This window comes from Agathobaculum hominis, from assembly GCF_014288055.1.
Lineage (GTDB): Bacteria > Bacillota > Clostridia > Oscillospirales > Butyricicoccaceae > Agathobaculum > Agathobaculum hominis.
In genome coordinates this window covers 94,609-110,525 of the sequence record NZ_JACOPK010000010.1, presented here as the reverse complement: position 1 = coordinate 110,525, position 15,917 = coordinate 94,609, and the positions used below count along the sequence as shown (strand labels likewise).

Here is a 15,917-nt window from a genome sequence, read left to right as displayed (position 1 = left end):
GGAGTTGTGACTTCCAGCGATTTACCAAGAGTAAAAAACTCTCGAAATTTCAGGTTCGCACTACAACCTTGTTCATATCGAACAAAATTTTAAGCACATCGTTGTTTAATTTACAAGGTACAATCTGCTGTTTTCAAGCATTTTCAGAACTTTTCGAAGTTCTTAACTGCTTTTCAACAGCTTATTTATTATATCAGACTGTTTTTCATTTGTCAAGAACTTTTTCAAAACTTTTTTCGAAGTTTTTGAAGCAGATCTTTCAAAATTCAAACTTTCTGACCGCCGTCTCTTTCGAAACAGCTTATTTATTATATCAAACTGAAATCCGTTTGTCAAGAACTTTTTTCATTCTTTTCAAGCCGCTTTTCAGTTCGACCACCGCGCCTCTCAGCGACAGCTTTAATAGAATACCACAGCAGCCCCCCTCCTGTCAACAAAAATTTTCAGTTTTTTTCAAATTCAGAAATCGCGATATTACACCCATTACGAGTAAAGTCCGAAAATCAATTCTGTTTATGCGGCAGACACCCAGCCGATCACCGCCATGGCCAGTATCAGTGTCGCAATCGCATTTATCACAGCCGCGTTTTTCTTTATTCTCCTAAACATTATCAAAACCTCATTCATAAATAGAATCTATAATCTTTTTCATTTCGTCAACGGATATAGGAGCTGATATAAGAACTTGATAATCATCCATCAACGCAGCAGCGTTCAACCGCTGTAAATTGTGCATAATATACCATGTCGTTTTTTCTTTAGTGTATTCAATTACCGCACGATCATCTTTTTCAATCGTATCACCAGTTATATCGGTGATTTTGGAAATTTGAATAAACATTTTAGAATCGTCTACATCCTTGGCATAATCTGCACGCACATCATATGCGCCAATCATGTGGTCATTGGTTACTTGGATACGAGTTTGCTTATATCCATCAGGCAACCAAGATGGTGCTATAGGATGGTTTATCTGCAAGGCCGTTAATGTTTCTTTTAATGACACATTTTCAACATCGAACCATTCTATCGTATGCGAACCATCCCAAGCAGAAGTACCCTTTTTCAACCCTATATCAGATGAAGTGGTATCGGGTAAATTTGCATATTCAGGCAGTGCTTCACCTTTATCTATTGGTTCTAACATTTCAGGTGAATTTTCTAAGGAAGAAGTATTATTCTCGGGCAACGCAGTATACGTTTCATGGTCATAATCCGGCATATTAGTGCGATCATCCCACGAACCATCAGGATAATAGATGATCTTTCCGTCTTTCGATGTAGGAAAATCATCCCGATAAAAGCCGAATGTTTCCGCGCCCCACTTCGCGGCATAATCAAACAGGCTATGACCGAGTGCAAACGCACATACCGTATTGGCAACGAATACCGCCGATGCGGCAACACAGACGCGATACGCCCAGTGATGCGGACGTCGCGGTTTTACGAAAAACTCTGCGTGTTCTGTTTTGAATTTTTTCAGCGACGCTTCTACATCAATTTCGGAAGAACCTGCGCCATTGTCAGCAGAAGTTAAATAATCCTCTAACTGAGGCAGCGCTTCGTCACCGTGTTCGATCACATCATCCAGCAGACGAAAAATCTCCATATCGTCTAACTCGTTCTCTGCTCTGCCTTTTATTTTTTCTTTATCCATGTTTTCACCTCCTCCTTGTAAGTCCCTCTATATATACAACACTTGAACATTCTGTTTTGTAACAACAATTTCGAAAAAATACTCATGTATTTTTCTGCCTTTCCAATAGTTCCGCACAATGCCGCCGCGCACGGCTGTACTGCATTCGGCAGGCGTTTTCTGTCATGTTCATAATTTTAGCGATTTCAACATACTCAAGATCCTCTGATAGACGAAGCGTTAATATTTTTCGCTCTATTTCAGATAAGCCGTTCGGCAAGTAACCGCTGAACGGTATTAAATTGTCGGCCGCTGCAACAGCGAAGTGCTCATCCAACGGAACCACTGAATGGCTGCACTGGGTGAAGCAGGACAGCGGCTATCTCTTTACGCAGCCGACCACCGGCCTGCCGCACACCGAAACGTCCATGAAGCAGATGTGGCGCTCGTTCAAGCAGGCGCTTGACCTCGACATGGGCGCGCAGATGGTACGCGGCGCGATCGACCCGGCGACGTCCGTCGTGGCTGACGATCTCACGCCGTACTGCCTGCGGCATACATACGCGACTGATTTGCAGTCCGCCGGCGTGCCGATCAACGTTGCCAAAGACTTTCTGGGGCACAAGTCAATTACCATGACGTCGCATATTTATACGCACCTCTCCGATGAAGCGTTCACGAACGCCTCGTTAAAGGTGCTCAGTTTTGCGACCGAGAGCAGGAAGAAAGCGCAGAAAAAAGTCGTCTCTATCCGTTGATTTTCACTCCCACACTTAGTCCCACATCCTGCACCCGTAAAAACCCCAAAAAAACCGCATTCACACAAAAACAAAAAAAGCGCCGCTTCCCTTGCGACGCTGTAAAAAGTTCAAATTAACAGATAAAAAGCTCCCAAACCACAAGGTTTAGGAGCTTTTCTGTTGGTGGAAGTTAACGGGCTCGAACCGCTGACCCTCTGCTTGTAAGGCAGATGCTCTCCCAGCTGAGCTAAACTTCCATAGCCGGTCACTTTTCAGTGTTTCGTGTGTCACTCAGTGACGACTATGTTAGGATACTACACTTTGCCCGAATTGTCAACAGGTTTTTCGAAAAAATCCGAAATTATTTTTTCGTCTGTCTGCGCTGCATGCTTTCCCGGTGCTCCAGCTCACGCATGACCGTGCACCGCATCGTGATATAGCACGCAAGTCCGCCGATCAGATTGGAGATCGGCTCGGCCGCAAAAACACCGTTTACGCCGAGTCCGGCAACGCGCGGCAGCACAAGTGTGAGCGGAACGACGATGAACGCCTTGCGGAGAAGCGAGAAGAAAACCGCAAAGCCAGCCCTGTTCAGCGACTTGAATGTGCTCTGACCGGAATACTGGAACGCCATCATTACAAAGCCGAAGAAGTAGATGTGAAGCGACGGGATCGCCGCGCGCAGCATGGCGGCATCCTGATTGAAGATCCGGATAAAAGCCGCCGGGAACAGCGAGATCAGCAGCCAGCTCAGCGCAGTATAGCCAAAAGCAAGCTGCGTCATAAACCGGATGGCGCCGCGCACGCGGCTGTAGGCCTTCGCGCCGTAGTTGAAGCTGATGACCGCCGTCGCGCCGTCTGCGATCGCCATGACCGGCGTCTGCGCGATCTGCCGCACGGAATTCAGCACGGTCATGACGCTGATATAAATATCGCCGCCGAACGTGAGCAGCGTCGCGTTGCACGCGATCTGTACAAGGCTATCCGTGAACGACATCACAAAGCTCGAAACGCCGAGCGTCGCGATGCGCCGGATACAGGCGAAATCCGGCTGAAAGCCGCGGAAGCCTATTTTTAGCTCCGCCTGCCTGCCGGTCAGGAAGCGCAGCACCCACAGCGCCGAAAGCATCTGCGAAATGACGGTCGCGATGGCCGCGCCGCGCACACCGAGATGCAGGACAAAAATAAAGACCGGGTCGAGCACGATGTTCGCCGCCGCACCCACGACAACGGTCAGCATGCCGATCTTCGCAAAGCCCTGACAGTTTATGTACGGGTTCAGTCCGAGCGACGTCATCACGCACAGCGTGCCGAGCAGGTAAACCGTCAGATAAGACGCCGCATACGGATACGTCGCATCGCTCGCGCCGAACAGATACAGCAGCGGCCTGTGAAAGACGAGACCGACCGCCGTCAGCACCGCGCCGCTCACGAGCAGCATGAAATAAGCGTTGCGCATGATGCTCTGCGCGCTCTCGCGGTTTCCTTTTCCGCGCGCGATCGAGCACAGCGGCGCGCCGCCCGCGCCGAACAGATTGGCGAACGCGGTCACGATCGTAACCACCGGGAAGCACAGGCCAAGCCCTGCGAGCGCAGCCGTGCCCTCCCCCGGGATTTTGCCGATATAGATACGGTCAACTATATTATAGAGCAGATTAAGCACCTGCGCGATGAGCATGGGCGCGGCAAGCGCCAGCGTTTTGCGGCGCACGCTGCCCTCGGCAAAGTCGATCTGCCCGGCAGGCTGTTTCTCTTTCAAACAGCTCCATCCTTTCTCTTGACGTTCTGTCATATTTTCACTGATTCAGACCTATTATAAACCAATCTGTCGATAAAGTCTACTTCTGCCTTGGGCCAGCCGCCGCTCCCTGCCGTTATTGCAGCCGTTCGATCGCGCGGCAGAGCATTACGCACGCATCTCTCCGGGTGAGCGGCGCGGAGGCACTGCCCGAGGCCGTGCTTTCGTCCAGAATTTCCGCACGCGCCATCGCGGAGACCGCCCGCTGCGCCCAGTCTGCCGCCTCGTCATGCTCCGCCGCCATCACCTCGCGGACGCCTGCGGCATCGCCCAGCAGGTTCGCCGTGACGACGCTCGCCTCCGCGAGCGTGATCGGGTTCTGTCCGCGAATCTCATTGAGCACTCCGGCGGTCTCGTAGCCGCAGACCAGTCCGTCTGCCGCCGCCGCACTGATATACGGTCTGGCCCACGCGGAAAGTCCGCTGTCGTCAGCGAAATCCGTGCGGTCGGTTGGCTTTATCCGGAGCTTCGCCGCAGATGCCGCCATCGCGATAAACTCGCTGCGCGTCACGGTCTGCGACGGGCGGAAAAACGCACAGTCTCCGATGCGCTCGCCCTGCATGATGCCGCGCGCGGCAAGGCACAGCGCCGCATAGTGCGCCGGGTCGCCCTCCATGTCGGAATACGTCAGTCCGGCCCGGTTTTTCCCGATGCGGACCGTAATCTTTGCCGGTGCAGCGGCATTTCCCTCCGCGTCTACCGCAGTATAGCTGAATTCATCCTTTCCCGTGCGCGCGCCGGGCGTATAGATGATGCGGTCGTCCTCGATCTCCGCTGTGCCGAGACGCGGCCGCTCAGTCAGCTGAAACAGCACCACATCCCCGTCTGCGTCCTGTGCGCTCAGCGCGGCTTCGGTCGACGCGCCCACGCAGGTCTCGAACGCGATGTCCTGCACCTGCGGCTGCGCGCCGGCCGCCCCGGCGGATGCTGCGCCGCCTGCAAGCGCTGCGAACAGCAGCAGAACGGTCAGCGGGAGCAGCAGCGCCGCCGTCAGCAGTCTCCTGTCTTTCAATGGGATTCTTCCTTTCCGTACAGTTATTTCCATCTCAGTCTGCACCGCTCCGCCTCTTTCTATTCGCTGTTTTGACGAAAAAACGGGAGCGAAGCCTTCTCCCTGCAATCAACCCTATAAAATCCGGCGAAATATTGAAAAAGCACTTGTCGAATGCCTGCGATTGTGGCATAATTTTATTATATGTATAAGAGTATCAATACGAAAGGAGATTGACGATGGAAAATCATCAGCTCGTTCTTGTGCTGGATTTCGGCGGTCAGTATAATCAGCTGATTGCGCGCCGCGTCCGCGAACATAATGTATTCTGTGAGGTAAAGCCGTACAAGACCTCGATCGAGGAGATCAAGGCCATGAACCCGATCGGCATTATCTTCACCGGCGGTCCGAACAGCGTTTACGAGGAGACCTCCCCGAAGTGCGACCCGGCGCTGTTCGACCTCGGCATCCCGGTGCTCGGCATCTGCTACGGCTGCCAGCTCATGGCGCACACCCTCGGCGGTCAGGTCACCGCCGCACAGGAGGACACCGCGCGTGAATACGGCAAGACCCGCACCTTCTACAACACCGGCTGCAAGCTGTTCAAGGGTCTGCCCGCCGAGGGTATTTCCTGGATGAGCCACGGCGACTACATGGCAAAGGTTCCGGAGGGCTTCGAACTCGTCGCACACACCGATGCCTGCCCGACCGCCGCTATCGCAAATGAAGCGCGCGGCTTCTACGGCGTTCAGTATCATCCCGAGGTAAACCACACCGAAAACGGCTCTCTGATGCTGAAGAACTTCCTCTATGAGATCTGCCACGCCAAGGGCGACTGGACCATGGAGGACTACAAGAACACCTCGATCAAGGCGATCCGCGAAAAGGTCGGCGACGGCAAGATCCTGCTCGCGCTGTCCGGCGGCGTTGACTCCTCTGTTGCGGCCGCTCTGCTCGCGGAGGCGGTCGGCGATCAGCTGACCTGCGTATTCGTAGACCACGGTCTGATGCGCAAGAACGAGGGCGACGAGGTCGAGGAGGCGTTCTCCAAGTGGAACCTCAACCTCATCCGCATGAACGAAGAGGACGAGTTCCTTGCCGCGCTCAAGGGTCTGACCGACCCCGAGGACAAGCGCAAGGCGATCGGCGCGCAGTTCATCCGCACCTTCGAGAAGATGGGCAAGGAGATCGGCGCGAAGGTCGGCAAGGTGGATTACCTCGCACAGGGCACCATCTATCCGGACGTCATCGAGTCCGGCAAGGATGACGCAGCCGTCATCAAGAGCCATCACAACGTCGGCGGTCTGCCGGATTTCGTCGACTTCAAGGAGATCATCGAGCCGCTGCGCATGCTGTTCAAGGACGAGGTCCGTCAGCTCGGCTTTGAGCTCGGTCTGCCGAAGTATCTCGTTATGCGCCAGCCGTTCCCGGGTCCCGGTCTCGGCATCCGCATCACCGGCGAGATCACCAAGGAGAAGTGCGACATTCTGCGCGAGGCGGACGCGATTTTCCGTGAGGAGATCGCAAATGCAGGTCTGGACACCCAGATCAACCAGTACTTCGCCGTTCTGACCAACACCCGCACGGTCGGCGTCATGGGCGACAGCCGCACTTACGATTACGCTCTCGCGCTGCGCGGCGTTACCACGAGCGACTTTATGACCGCTGACTGGGCGCGCATCCCGTATGACGTCCTCGATAAGGCCTCCAGCCGTATCGTAAACGAGGTCGCCGGCGTAAACCGCATCGTGTACGATATCACCTCCAAGCCCCCCGCTACGATCGAGTGGGAATAATACCCGAAAGGCCAAAAAGCCTTGAAAATGCTGGACTTTTGCGTTGCGGAATTGCCCCGTGACAACAAAATGACAACATTTTTTCATTATTCATAAAAAGAGAGCTAACTGATTTTGATTAGTCAGTTAGCTCTCTTTTTCTTTTTATTATCATTCTGTGCAACAAACAGCCTCTCCCGTGGCCTACCAGTGAAAGGGTCAAAAGAGGTCCTGGGGCGGCACCTTCACATAGTTCTGGGCTTTGTCAAACTCCGGATAGTGGTAGCGCCACTTGTCATAGTCCTCTTTGGAGATTTCACCCGCCTCTAGCATGGCAGCGGCCTGCTGCCAGGAACAGAGCATCTCGTGCAGCCGGGCGGCGTCCTTGCTCTTCCGCACATCAACCTTCAAGCAGACTTCTCCATCCATCTCGCTGATCTTGAGCCCGTAGTTATCCTCCAGGGTAAACAGAGTGTGCATGAGTCCCACATAGGAGTCTATGTCCGGGACAGAGAGCGCATGGGGCGAGACATCCAGTACCTGGGCTAGGGCGGCAGTCAGGTCTGCTTTTGGGGTTCTTGATCCTGTTTCATACTGCGCCAGGCGCACGTCGGCGGACTTTTCCGGGAAGCCCAGCGCCATACCGAGATATTTCTGAGTCATCCCCCGCAGGAGACGGAAAAAGTGAATCCGTTCGCCAATCGCCATATCATCAACTCCAATCGTTGGTTGTCTTTATAAAAAGCATAGCAGAAATGCTTAGGAAAGTCAAGAGAATCCTAAACAATTTTATTTAATTTATTTTGCGTACTCCGATTGACATAAGCTATTTTGCTTAGTATAATGACAATAGACTAAGCATAATAGCTTAGAATCAATAAACAAAAAAGAACTGCCGTAATCCCCCGGTTATACATCCGGGAAAAAGTGGCGGACGAAAGTGAGGAGGCATTTATGGGACACAACATCCATCCGCAGCAGCCATCAATGAGGAAAGGAAGGTATTTTCAATGCAGGCACAAAACTTTATGCGCGTGGAGGTAGTGGCCCAGGAGCTGGGTATCTCCAAGTCCCACGCTTACAAGGTGATCCACCAGCTCAACGCCGAACTCCGGGACAAGGGCTATCTGACCATCGCCGGGCGGGTCAACCGGAACTTTTTCATGGAGAAGTTTTGCTACGGCAAGACGGGAAAGGAGGGCTAATCATGGCAGTCTACAAGGAAGAAAAGACCAACACCTGGCGGGCGGTCTACCGCTACACCGACTGGAACGGCGAACGCAAGCAGACCCAGGAGCGGGGCTTCAAGACCAAGCGGGAGGCACAGGCATGGGAGCGGGAACAGCTCAATAAGACCAGCGCCGATCTGGACATGACCTTTAAGAGTTTCGTGGACCTCTACACGGCGGATATGAAGACCCGGCTCAAGGAAAACACCTGAGCCACTAAGGACCATATTATCCGTACCAAGCTGTTGCCCTACTTCGGCAGGCTGAAGATGTACAACATTACTGCCCAGCAGATCATCACCTGGCAAAACGAGATGCTGAATCACAAGGACGAGAACGGTAAACCCTACTCGCCTGTGTACCTCAAGACGGTCCATAACCAACTCAGCGCCATCTTCAACCACGCGGTTCGGTACTACAACCTCCGGGAGAATCCCTGCAAGAAGGCAGGCAGCATGGGCAAAAAGAAAAATCGGGAGATGATGTTCTGGACCAAGGAGCAGTACCTGAAATTTGCCGAGGTGATGATGGACAAGCCCATGTCCTTCTATGCCTTTGAGATGCTCTACTGGTGCGGTATCCGAGAGGGGGAGCTGCTGGCCCTGACCCCAGCAGACTTTGACTTTGAGAAGCGCACCGTCACCATCAATAAGTCCTATCAGCGGCTGAACGGTCAAGATCTGATTACCGCCCCCAAAACCGAAAAGAGCAATCGGGTCATCACCATGCCGCAATTTCTGGCCGAGGAAATCCAGGATTACATCAAGATGCTCTACGGGATCGGGCCGGATGACCGGATGTTCACCGTCACCAAGAGTTATCTCCACCGGGAGATGGACCGGGGAGCCAAAGAAGCCGGGGTGCCGCGCATCAGAATCCACGATATTCGTCATAGCGCGGTTTCGCTTTTGATCGACATGGGGTTCTCTGCCACAGCCATCGCAGACCGGGTGGGTCATGAGAGCATTGATATCACTTACAATTATGCGCACCTGTTTCCGTCCAAGCAAACGGAAATGGCAGATAAATTAAATATGGAAAGGGGTAATTAAGAATGTCAGCAAAGAATTTGGACAAGCACAACCGTTGGAGAAACAAGGCCGTATCTTTCCGGGTCTCCCCTGAGGAGGATGCCCAGATTGAAACAGCAGTCAAGCTCACCGGATTGACCAAGCAGGATTATATCATCCGTCGGCTGCTTTGTCGGGATGTGGTGGTGCAGGGAAATCCAAGAGTTTATAAGGCACTGCGAGATCAGCTGGCTGCTGTGCTGGACGAACTGCGCCGGATCGAAGCCGGGCAAGGTGTAAACGAGGAACTGTTGGACACCATTCAGATGATCACAACCATTATGAAAGGAATGCAGGAGGATATTGCCTATGATCGATGAAAAAAAGAAAATGACTGCCCAAGGCTCATCTGTTGGCGCAGATGATGGGCAGTCGTTTCACAATTCAACTGAGAACAGTATATCCGCTTTTGAAGAAGAAATCAACGGTGATTTTCAAAACAACGAGGAAAGTCTGGACGAAATCTACCGCAGGATGCAGCGGTTGACCGATCCGCATTATTTGCACACGATCTCCACGACAGAGCTGTACCAGACCGCATATCAGAGCAGGCCGCCGATTATTGACGGCTTGCTCTACGCGGGCGCATACATCCTTGCAGGTGCGCCGAAGATCGGCAAGTCATTTCTGGTGGCGCAGATTGCCTATCATGTCAGCACCGGAGAAGCCCTGTGGGGCTGCGAAGTCCATCCCGGCACGGTGCTATACCTTGCCTTGGAGGACGATTTTCAGCGTATCCAGAGCCGAATGTTTATGATGTACGGGGTCAACGACACCGACCGGCTGCACTTTGCAACCGCTGCGGGCAAGATTGGAAACGGGCTGGACGAGCAGCTTGAGAACTTCGTGCGGGAACACCCCGACACCAGGCTCATTATCATCGACACCATGCAGAAAATCCGCGAGGTCGGCGGCGAGGCATACAGCTATGCAAGCGACTATGAGATCATCGGTCGACTCAAGCAGTTTGCCGACAAGCACTGTATCTGTGTCCTGACTGTCCACCATACTCGCAAGCAGCCTGCTGGTGACAGCTTTGAAATGATCTCCGGTACGACAGGGTTGCTCGGCTGTGCAGATGGGTCGCTTCTCATGCAGAAGAAAAAGCGCACAGCGCTGGAGGCAACTATCGACGTGGTGGGGCGCGACCAGCAGGATCAGATCCTCTATCTGAGAAAGGACGCCGATACGCAGATCTGGAATCTCGAAAAGGTGGACAACGAACTGCACAAAGAGCCACCCGATCATATTCTGGAAGCTGTCTCTGGTCTGGTGTCCGCAGAACAGCCGGTATGGACAGGATCACCCTCTGAACTTGCCGATGCTGTCCATGTTGGCATGGCGGCAAACGTACTGAGCAAGTATCTGAATGTAAAGTCTGGAAGACTTCTTGATGAATACCACGTCCGCTATGAGAACAAGGTTCGGCACGAGGGGCGACGCATCACACTGGCTTTCGTAACCGCAAATGAATAAACTGCGCAACGGCTGCGACGGTTGCAACGGTGAAAATGATACCGCCAAAACAGCCGTCGCAATCGTTGCGACCGTCGCGGAAAGGAGCGAAGTAACATGAAAACTGTGCAAATCCCCTATGGCCTGTTCCTCGACCTCGCCATGTACCATCTGCGGGGCGAGGATGAATACGAAGAAGAAATCTGTCGAGGCTTGGAGCAGAAGCTCGACGCCATGCTGAACCGGCAACTCTATTCCCGGTACAAAGCGGCACCGACTGAGGAAGAACGCGAACAGGCACGGCAGGAATATCTTGACCGGCGCGGCGTTCCGCAGAGCTATCGTTGGACTGTTCCTCCGTGGGAGCTGTGACAGGAGCGTGCCACGCTCCTGTGGCTGGCAGACAAGGCAATGCATTGGCGGCTATCCCCGCGCATCCCCCGTCCCCATCGAAAAATCCGCAGAGTTTGAGATGGCTGTGGGCAGAAAATTATGCGCAGAGGACGCCTGCAAATAAGCTGCTGACCACGCCGGTTTTTGCGGTTTGTATCCACACTGCAAATCGCAAAGCCGGCAGAGGCTTCTGCAGACGCCGCATACCCCCTCGGAGAGCCCACGATACTTTGCAGCCGCAGGATGAAAGTATCATAGTGGGTTATTACACTTCCGCAGAAGTGCCTCCCCGAAAGCTCTCCCGTCCTGCACAATCTGAAATCAGGAGGTAAACTGCCTATGGCAAGAGGCGACGGTATCCACCGTACCAGCGCAAGAAACGCAAGAATGAAAGATACAGATATCGACAACGCACAGGCGCATAATGAGCGTGAAAAATCGTCGTATGTCAATCAGGACATCGTTCCTGACCGGACGCCATACAACGTCCATTTCAAAACGCCAACCGCCGGGTATAAGGAGATGTTCGAGCAGATGCGCTCTGACGGCGTGATTTCCACCCGCGGTCTGAAAGCGGATGCTGAGAAATTCGGAGAGCTGATCTTCGACGTCAACTCCGCCTACTTTTTCAACCACGGCGGCTATGAATTTGCAAAACAATTTTACGCCGATGCCTACAAAGCTGCAATCAAAATTGTGGGCGGCGAGCAGTACATCCTATCGGCGGTCATGCACGCCGACGAGCGCAACCGCGCCATGTCGGATGCTTTGGGGCGGGACGTGTACCACTACCACCTTCATGTGGTCTATATCCCTGTCGTAGAGAAGCAAATCCTGTGGTCGAAACGCTGCAAGGATAAATCTCTGGTGGGAACGGTCAAGGAGATAATCCAGCAGGTCAGCATGAGCAAGAAGTGGGCTTCCAAGCCCGCGCTGGACGAGAACGGCGAGCCGATTTTGAGTGTAAAGGGCAAGCCCGTTCTCAAAAAATCCTACAGCGTTTTGCAGGATGATTTCTTCCGGTATATGCGCGACGCCGGGTACGACGATGTGGAGCGAGGCGAACGCGGCAGCTCTGAGGAACACCTGACCGTGACGCAGTTTAAGGTGCAGCAGGAGCAGGCGCGGCTGGCAGAACTCACGGAGCAGAACCGACAGCAGGAGCAGCAGGCAGCGACGCTCGGCAAGCAGATCAAAAAAATTCAGAATCAGCAGATCAATGTGGCAGCTATCGAAAAGATTGAGGCAAAGCCCATTCCCTTCTCTACCAAGATTGCCGTGGAGCGTGAGGATTTTGAACACCTGTCTACGCTTGCGAAAAAGTTCGTTGTAGCTGAGAAAAAGGAATCCAAACTGCAAAAGGCTCTGGACGCGGCAAACAGGCTGATTGCAAGGCTCAAGGAAGAGATTGCCGGTTTGAAGCAGGAGCTTTCCGAGTACAAATCCGTTCGCGGCAAGCTCCGAACATCGGATCTGGAACGTGAAAACGCAGAGCTTCGCGGAAAAATTCAACGCTATGAGGACGTGATCCAGCACAATAACCTCTGGCATTTCTTCCGTCCGCGCAGAGAAAAAACAGCAATGCGTGACGATGCCCGCTGATGCCGTGTTGAGCTGAGAAAAACGGATTTTATCGAATGGGAGCGTCCAGATCGAGCAGCGTATTGTCCGGGCGCTCCCCATTCAAAAATCAACCTGCTTTTGCAGGTGTAGAGTTGACAAAAAAACTTGAAAATGCGCCTGTTTTTGCAGAACAGGCAGAAACGGAGGCAATATGAAAACCGGACTGACTAAGAGGCAGAAAACGACCTGCATCTATTTTGACGAAGCCAGCAAAACCGTCGAAATCCAGACACACAATACCGCGCTCAAAAAGCGGCTGGCAAAGTACGCGGCAAAGCATCCCGACCTGTGCGGGCAGATCGACGATGATGAACAGGGCTGCCTGACCTTCGAGATTGACCGCAGACGATTCGCTGTTCGTCTGACTGCGCCGTATTCAAACGAGCGCCGACAGGCAGCAAGTGAGCTTGCCAAGAAAAATGGATTGAAAGGGCGAGTATAAGACCGCATTAGCCGCAGCCGTCCGCAGGAGTTCGGAGGCTCCTGTGGGCGGCTTTTTCTTTGCAGAGGACATCTCACGTTCTGATGAGATTATCTTGCGAACATCGTCGTTTTGTGCTATAATGCAATCAGTCTAAATTTGGAACGGAGAATTGCAATGCCTATTTCCTACGATAAGCTCTGGAAGCTGTTGATCGACAAGAAAATGAACCGGACGGATTTGAAAGATGCCTCCGGTATCAGCTTCAATGTGCTTGCCAAGATGGGAAAAAACGAAGCTATATCAATGGAGAGTTTGTATAAGATTTGCGCTGCATTAGATTGCGGCATTGGCGACATAGTGGAGTTTATAAATGATGAAAATGATTGACCATGTTTGTGCGGCTACGGTCGAGTACATTGACCACATGCCAAAGTCCAAAAGAAAGAAATATGGGCAGTTTTTCACAAGCAAAGAAACTGCCGTTTTTATGGCAGGGCTTTTTTCGATTCCCGAAGGCTGCACTTCTCTCAGTATCCTCGATCCGGGTGCTGGTTCAGGAATTCTTTCGGTTGCACTCCTTGAACGACTGGAGTCAAACGCCGAGATTGATTCCATTGAGCTGGTCTGCTACGAAAATGATTCCAACATTGTGGACTTGTTGCGTTCAAATTTGGAGTGGGTGTGCAATCATACAACGAAAAAAGTTTCTTTTAGAATTGTAACTGATAATTACATTCTCAGTCAAATGCTTGAGTACAATGGTATGCTGGGTGCAAGTCCGGATACAGATAAGTTCGATATGATTATTGGCAATCCGCCTTATATGAAAATTGCCAAAGATGCGCCAGAGGCAACCGCAATGCCAGATGTATGTTACGGTGCGCCTAACCTATACTTTTTGTTTGCGGCCATGAGCATGTTCAATCTCAAGGTGGACGGAGAGATGGTATATATCATCCCTCGCTCATGGACATCCGGTGCGTACTTTAAGCAATTCCGCAAACGTTTCTTTGAAGAAGGCGCATTAGAACATATCCATCTATTTGTCAGCAGGGATAAAGTATTTGAGAAAGAAAGCGTTTTACAGGAAACTATCATCATTAAAGCAAAGAAGACGCAAAGTAAGCCAAATACAATTACTATTACGACTACACAGAGTAATGCTGACTTCTCTAATCGAACTGTTTTTGAAGCTCCCTATTCTACAGTAGTAAATGGGGATGAGTCCTATGTCTATCTGGTGACGAACACTGAGGAAGTCCAAACTCTGAATGAACTAAACCGATGGACAGATACCCTTCCTGACATTGGGTTAAAAATGAAAACAGGGTTAACGGTTGATTTCCGGAATCGTGAAGCATTGCGTGATTCAGCCGAAACCGATGCAGTTCCACTGTTTTATTCCCAGCACATTCAGGACGGAAAGGTAATATTTCCTGCTGGAAAGGAACATGAGTACATCGTTACTGAACAGCGCGGACTTCTACAGGAGAACACCAACTACTTGTTCGTGAAGCGTTTTACAGCAAAAGAGGAACACCGCCGCCTGCAGTGTGGTGTGTACTTAGCCAGAAAGCATCCTGAATATACGGAGATCAGTACACAGAATAAAATCAATTTTATCAGTGGACTCCGCGAGTTATCAGAGTGTGTTGTCTATGGACTCTATGTGCTATTCAATTCTACGCTGTATGACAGCTACTATCGCATCTTGAACGGATCTACACAGGTGAACTCCACCGAGATAAATTCCATGCCAGTTCCCCCTATGAATACGATTGAGGCGATGGGAAAAGAATTGATCCGTGTTAGAGATATGTCGGAAGCAACTTGTGACAATATTTTGAGGAGCTATATATGAGCAAATTAGAGGAAGCAAAAGAAATTCTGAGTTCGTTGAAAGTTCCAGCGAAACAGCAAAACGGTATGTGTTGCTGTGTACTGCTTGCAATGGCTAATCTGACAGAAGAAAAGGCATGGGAGTCTGCCGCAAATAATTGGATTCGGATTCACGATGTCATTGCGTTCGCAAACAGCAATTACGGAACAACCTACGCAGAGAATAGTCGTGAAACCTTCCGCAAACAAGCCATGCACCATTTCAGAAATGCGGCGTTCATTGAGGATAACGGAAAGGCAACCAACAGCCCCAACTATCGGTATCGCTTAACGGATGAGATGCTTCACTTGATTCAGAGATTCGGTACTGCAGACTGGGAGAGAAGTTTGGTGCGTTTTATGGAAAACCACGACTCTCTTGTTGACCTCTATGCCTCCAAACGGACTATGCGAAAAATGCCTGTAAAAATCAATGGCGAAGGCTTCACATTCTCGCCGGGCAAGCACAACCAACTGCAAAAGGCTATTATCGAGGAATTTGCGCCCCGTTTCGCGCCCAACTCCGAATGCCTGTACGTTGGGGATACCACAGAGAAGGACTTGGTTAAGAACGTGAACAAGCTCCGCGCTTTGGGCTTTGAAATAACGTTGCACGACAAGATGCCCGATGTTGTCCTCTACGCTGAAAACAAGGATTGGCTATACTTTATCGAATCGGTTACATCCGTTGGACCAATGGAGCCTAAGCGTATCAAAGAAATCGAGGAAATGACGACTGGTGTTACGGCTGGGAAAATATATGTTACGGCATTTCTGGACTTTAAGACATTCAAGCAATTTTCGGAATCTCTTGCGTGGGAAACAGAGGTTTGGATTGCCGATATGCCGGATCACATGATTCATTTGAACGGAGATCGTTTTTTAGGACCAAGAAAATAAAGAAA

The 15,917-nt window shown here is 51.4% G+C and carries 16 protein-coding genes, 1 tRNA gene and 1 pseudogene; 12 read left to right on the top strand and 6 right to left on the bottom strand.

Annotated features, from left to right (window positions below; translation table 11 throughout):
- Positions 1–619: 619 nt before the first annotated feature.
- The gene (locus H8S02_RS10995) at positions 620–1,657 is read right to left on the bottom strand and encodes a DUF4367 domain-containing protein (RefSeq protein ID WP_186970555.1); all 1,038 of its coding nucleotides are present in this window, start codon (positions 1,655–1,657) and stop codon (positions 620–622) included.
- An 82-nt stretch (positions 1,658–1,739) separates the two neighbouring features.
- Positions 1,740–1,982 carry an RNA polymerase sigma factor gene (locus tag H8S02_RS10990; protein WP_186970554.1) on the bottom strand — a complete coding sequence of 81 codons (243 nt, stop codon included), beginning with the start codon at positions 1,980–1,982 and terminating at the stop codon, positions 1,740–1,742.
- Positions 1,983–1,998: 16 nt separating this feature from the next.
- Between H8S02_RS10990 and H8S02_RS10985 the strand changes: the two genes are divergently transcribed.
- Positions 1,999–2,394 (top strand): tyrosine-type recombinase/integrase, encoded by a 396-nt coding sequence (locus H8S02_RS10985; RefSeq protein WP_186970553.1) that lies wholly within the window; start codon positions 1,999–2,001, stop codon positions 2,392–2,394.
- A gap of 163 nt (positions 2,395–2,557) precedes the next feature.
- On the opposite strand, the gene H8S02_RS10980 is transcribed toward H8S02_RS10985, so the two are convergent.
- From H8S02_RS10980 to H8S02_RS10970, 3 genes are all read right to left on the bottom strand, one after another.
- Positions 2,558–2,633: transfer RNA gene (locus H8S02_RS10980), tRNA-Val, on the bottom strand.
- A gap of 104 nt (positions 2,634–2,737) precedes the next feature.
- The gene (locus H8S02_RS10975; protein WP_330601954.1) at positions 2,738–4,135 is read right to left on the bottom strand and encodes an MATE family efflux transporter; all 1,398 of its coding nucleotides are present in this window, start codon (positions 4,133–4,135) and stop codon (positions 2,738–2,740) included.
- Between the two features lie 115 nt (positions 4,136–4,250).
- On the bottom strand, positions 4,251–5,186 hold the full coding sequence (locus H8S02_RS10970; RefSeq protein ID WP_186970552.1) for an S-layer homology domain-containing protein: 936 nt from the start codon (positions 5,184–5,186) through the stop codon (positions 4,251–4,253).
- A 218-nt stretch (positions 5,187–5,404) separates the two neighbouring features.
- Between H8S02_RS10970 and guaA the strand changes: the two genes are divergently transcribed.
- Entirely contained in the window at positions 5,405–6,961 is a 1,557-nt protein-coding gene (gene guaA / locus H8S02_RS10965; protein WP_118686710.1) for a glutamine-hydrolyzing GMP synthase, read from the top strand.
- Positions 6,962–7,159: 198 nt separating this feature from the next.
- Here the strand turns inward: guaA and H8S02_RS10960 are convergent, their stop codons facing one another.
- Positions 7,160–7,648 (bottom strand): helix-turn-helix domain-containing protein, encoded by a 489-nt coding sequence (locus H8S02_RS10960; RefSeq protein ID WP_087376935.1) that lies wholly within the window; start codon positions 7,646–7,648, stop codon positions 7,160–7,162.
- Positions 7,649–7,968: 320 nt separating this feature from the next.
- Here H8S02_RS10960 and H8S02_RS10955 point away from each other — a divergent pair, with 320 nt between their 5' ends.
- From H8S02_RS10955 to H8S02_RS10910, 10 genes and pseudogenes are all read left to right on the top strand, one after another.
- Positions 7,969–8,145, top strand: coding sequence for a DNA-binding protein (locus H8S02_RS10955; protein WP_456236877.1), 177 nt, complete (start codon positions 7,969–7,971; stop codon positions 8,143–8,145).
- A 2-nt stretch (positions 8,146–8,147) separates the two neighbouring features.
- A pseudogene (locus H8S02_RS10950) lies at positions 8,148–9,221 on the top strand (site-specific integrase).
- Between the two features lie 2 nt (positions 9,222–9,223).
- Positions 9,224–9,559, top strand: coding sequence for a plasmid mobilization protein (locus H8S02_RS10945; RefSeq protein WP_148392534.1), 336 nt, complete (start codon positions 9,224–9,226; stop codon positions 9,557–9,559).
- Complete coding sequence (locus H8S02_RS10940; RefSeq protein WP_186970550.1) at positions 9,549–10,715, top strand: AAA family ATPase; 1,167 nt, start codon at positions 9,549–9,551, stop codon at positions 10,713–10,715. The genes H8S02_RS10945 and H8S02_RS10940 overlap by 11 nt, the downstream gene beginning before the upstream one ends.
- A gap of 96 nt (positions 10,716–10,811) precedes the next feature.
- Entirely contained in the window at positions 10,812–11,066 is a 255-nt protein-coding gene (locus H8S02_RS10935) for a complexin-2 (protein WP_186970549.1), read from the top strand.
- A 360-nt stretch (positions 11,067–11,426) separates the two neighbouring features.
- Positions 11,427–12,689: a plasmid recombination protein gene (locus H8S02_RS10930; protein WP_186970548.1), complete on the top strand. Its 1,263-nt coding sequence runs from the start codon at positions 11,427–11,429 to the stop codon at positions 12,687–12,689.
- 172 nt (positions 12,690–12,861) lie between these two features.
- On the top strand, positions 12,862–13,152 hold the full coding sequence (locus H8S02_RS10925) for a hypothetical protein (RefSeq protein WP_186970547.1): 291 nt from the start codon (positions 12,862–12,864) through the stop codon (positions 13,150–13,152).
- Between the two features lie 156 nt (positions 13,153–13,308).
- Positions 13,309–13,521 carry a helix-turn-helix domain-containing protein gene (locus H8S02_RS10920; RefSeq protein ID WP_075704076.1) on the top strand — a complete coding sequence of 71 codons (213 nt, stop codon included), beginning with the start codon at positions 13,309–13,311 and terminating at the stop codon, positions 13,519–13,521.
- Positions 13,505–14,995, top strand: coding sequence for an Eco57I restriction-modification methylase domain-containing protein (locus H8S02_RS10915; RefSeq protein ID WP_186970546.1), 1,491 nt, complete (start codon positions 13,505–13,507; stop codon positions 14,993–14,995). The genes H8S02_RS10920 and H8S02_RS10915 overlap by 17 nt, the downstream gene beginning before the upstream one ends.
- Positions 14,992–15,912 carry a BsuBI/PstI family type II restriction endonuclease gene (locus tag H8S02_RS10910; protein WP_186970545.1) on the top strand — a complete coding sequence of 307 codons (921 nt, stop codon included), beginning with the start codon at positions 14,992–14,994 and terminating at the stop codon, positions 15,910–15,912. The genes H8S02_RS10915 and H8S02_RS10910 overlap by 4 nt, the downstream gene beginning before the upstream one ends.
- The last annotated feature ends 5 nt before the right edge of the window (positions 15,913–15,917 follow it).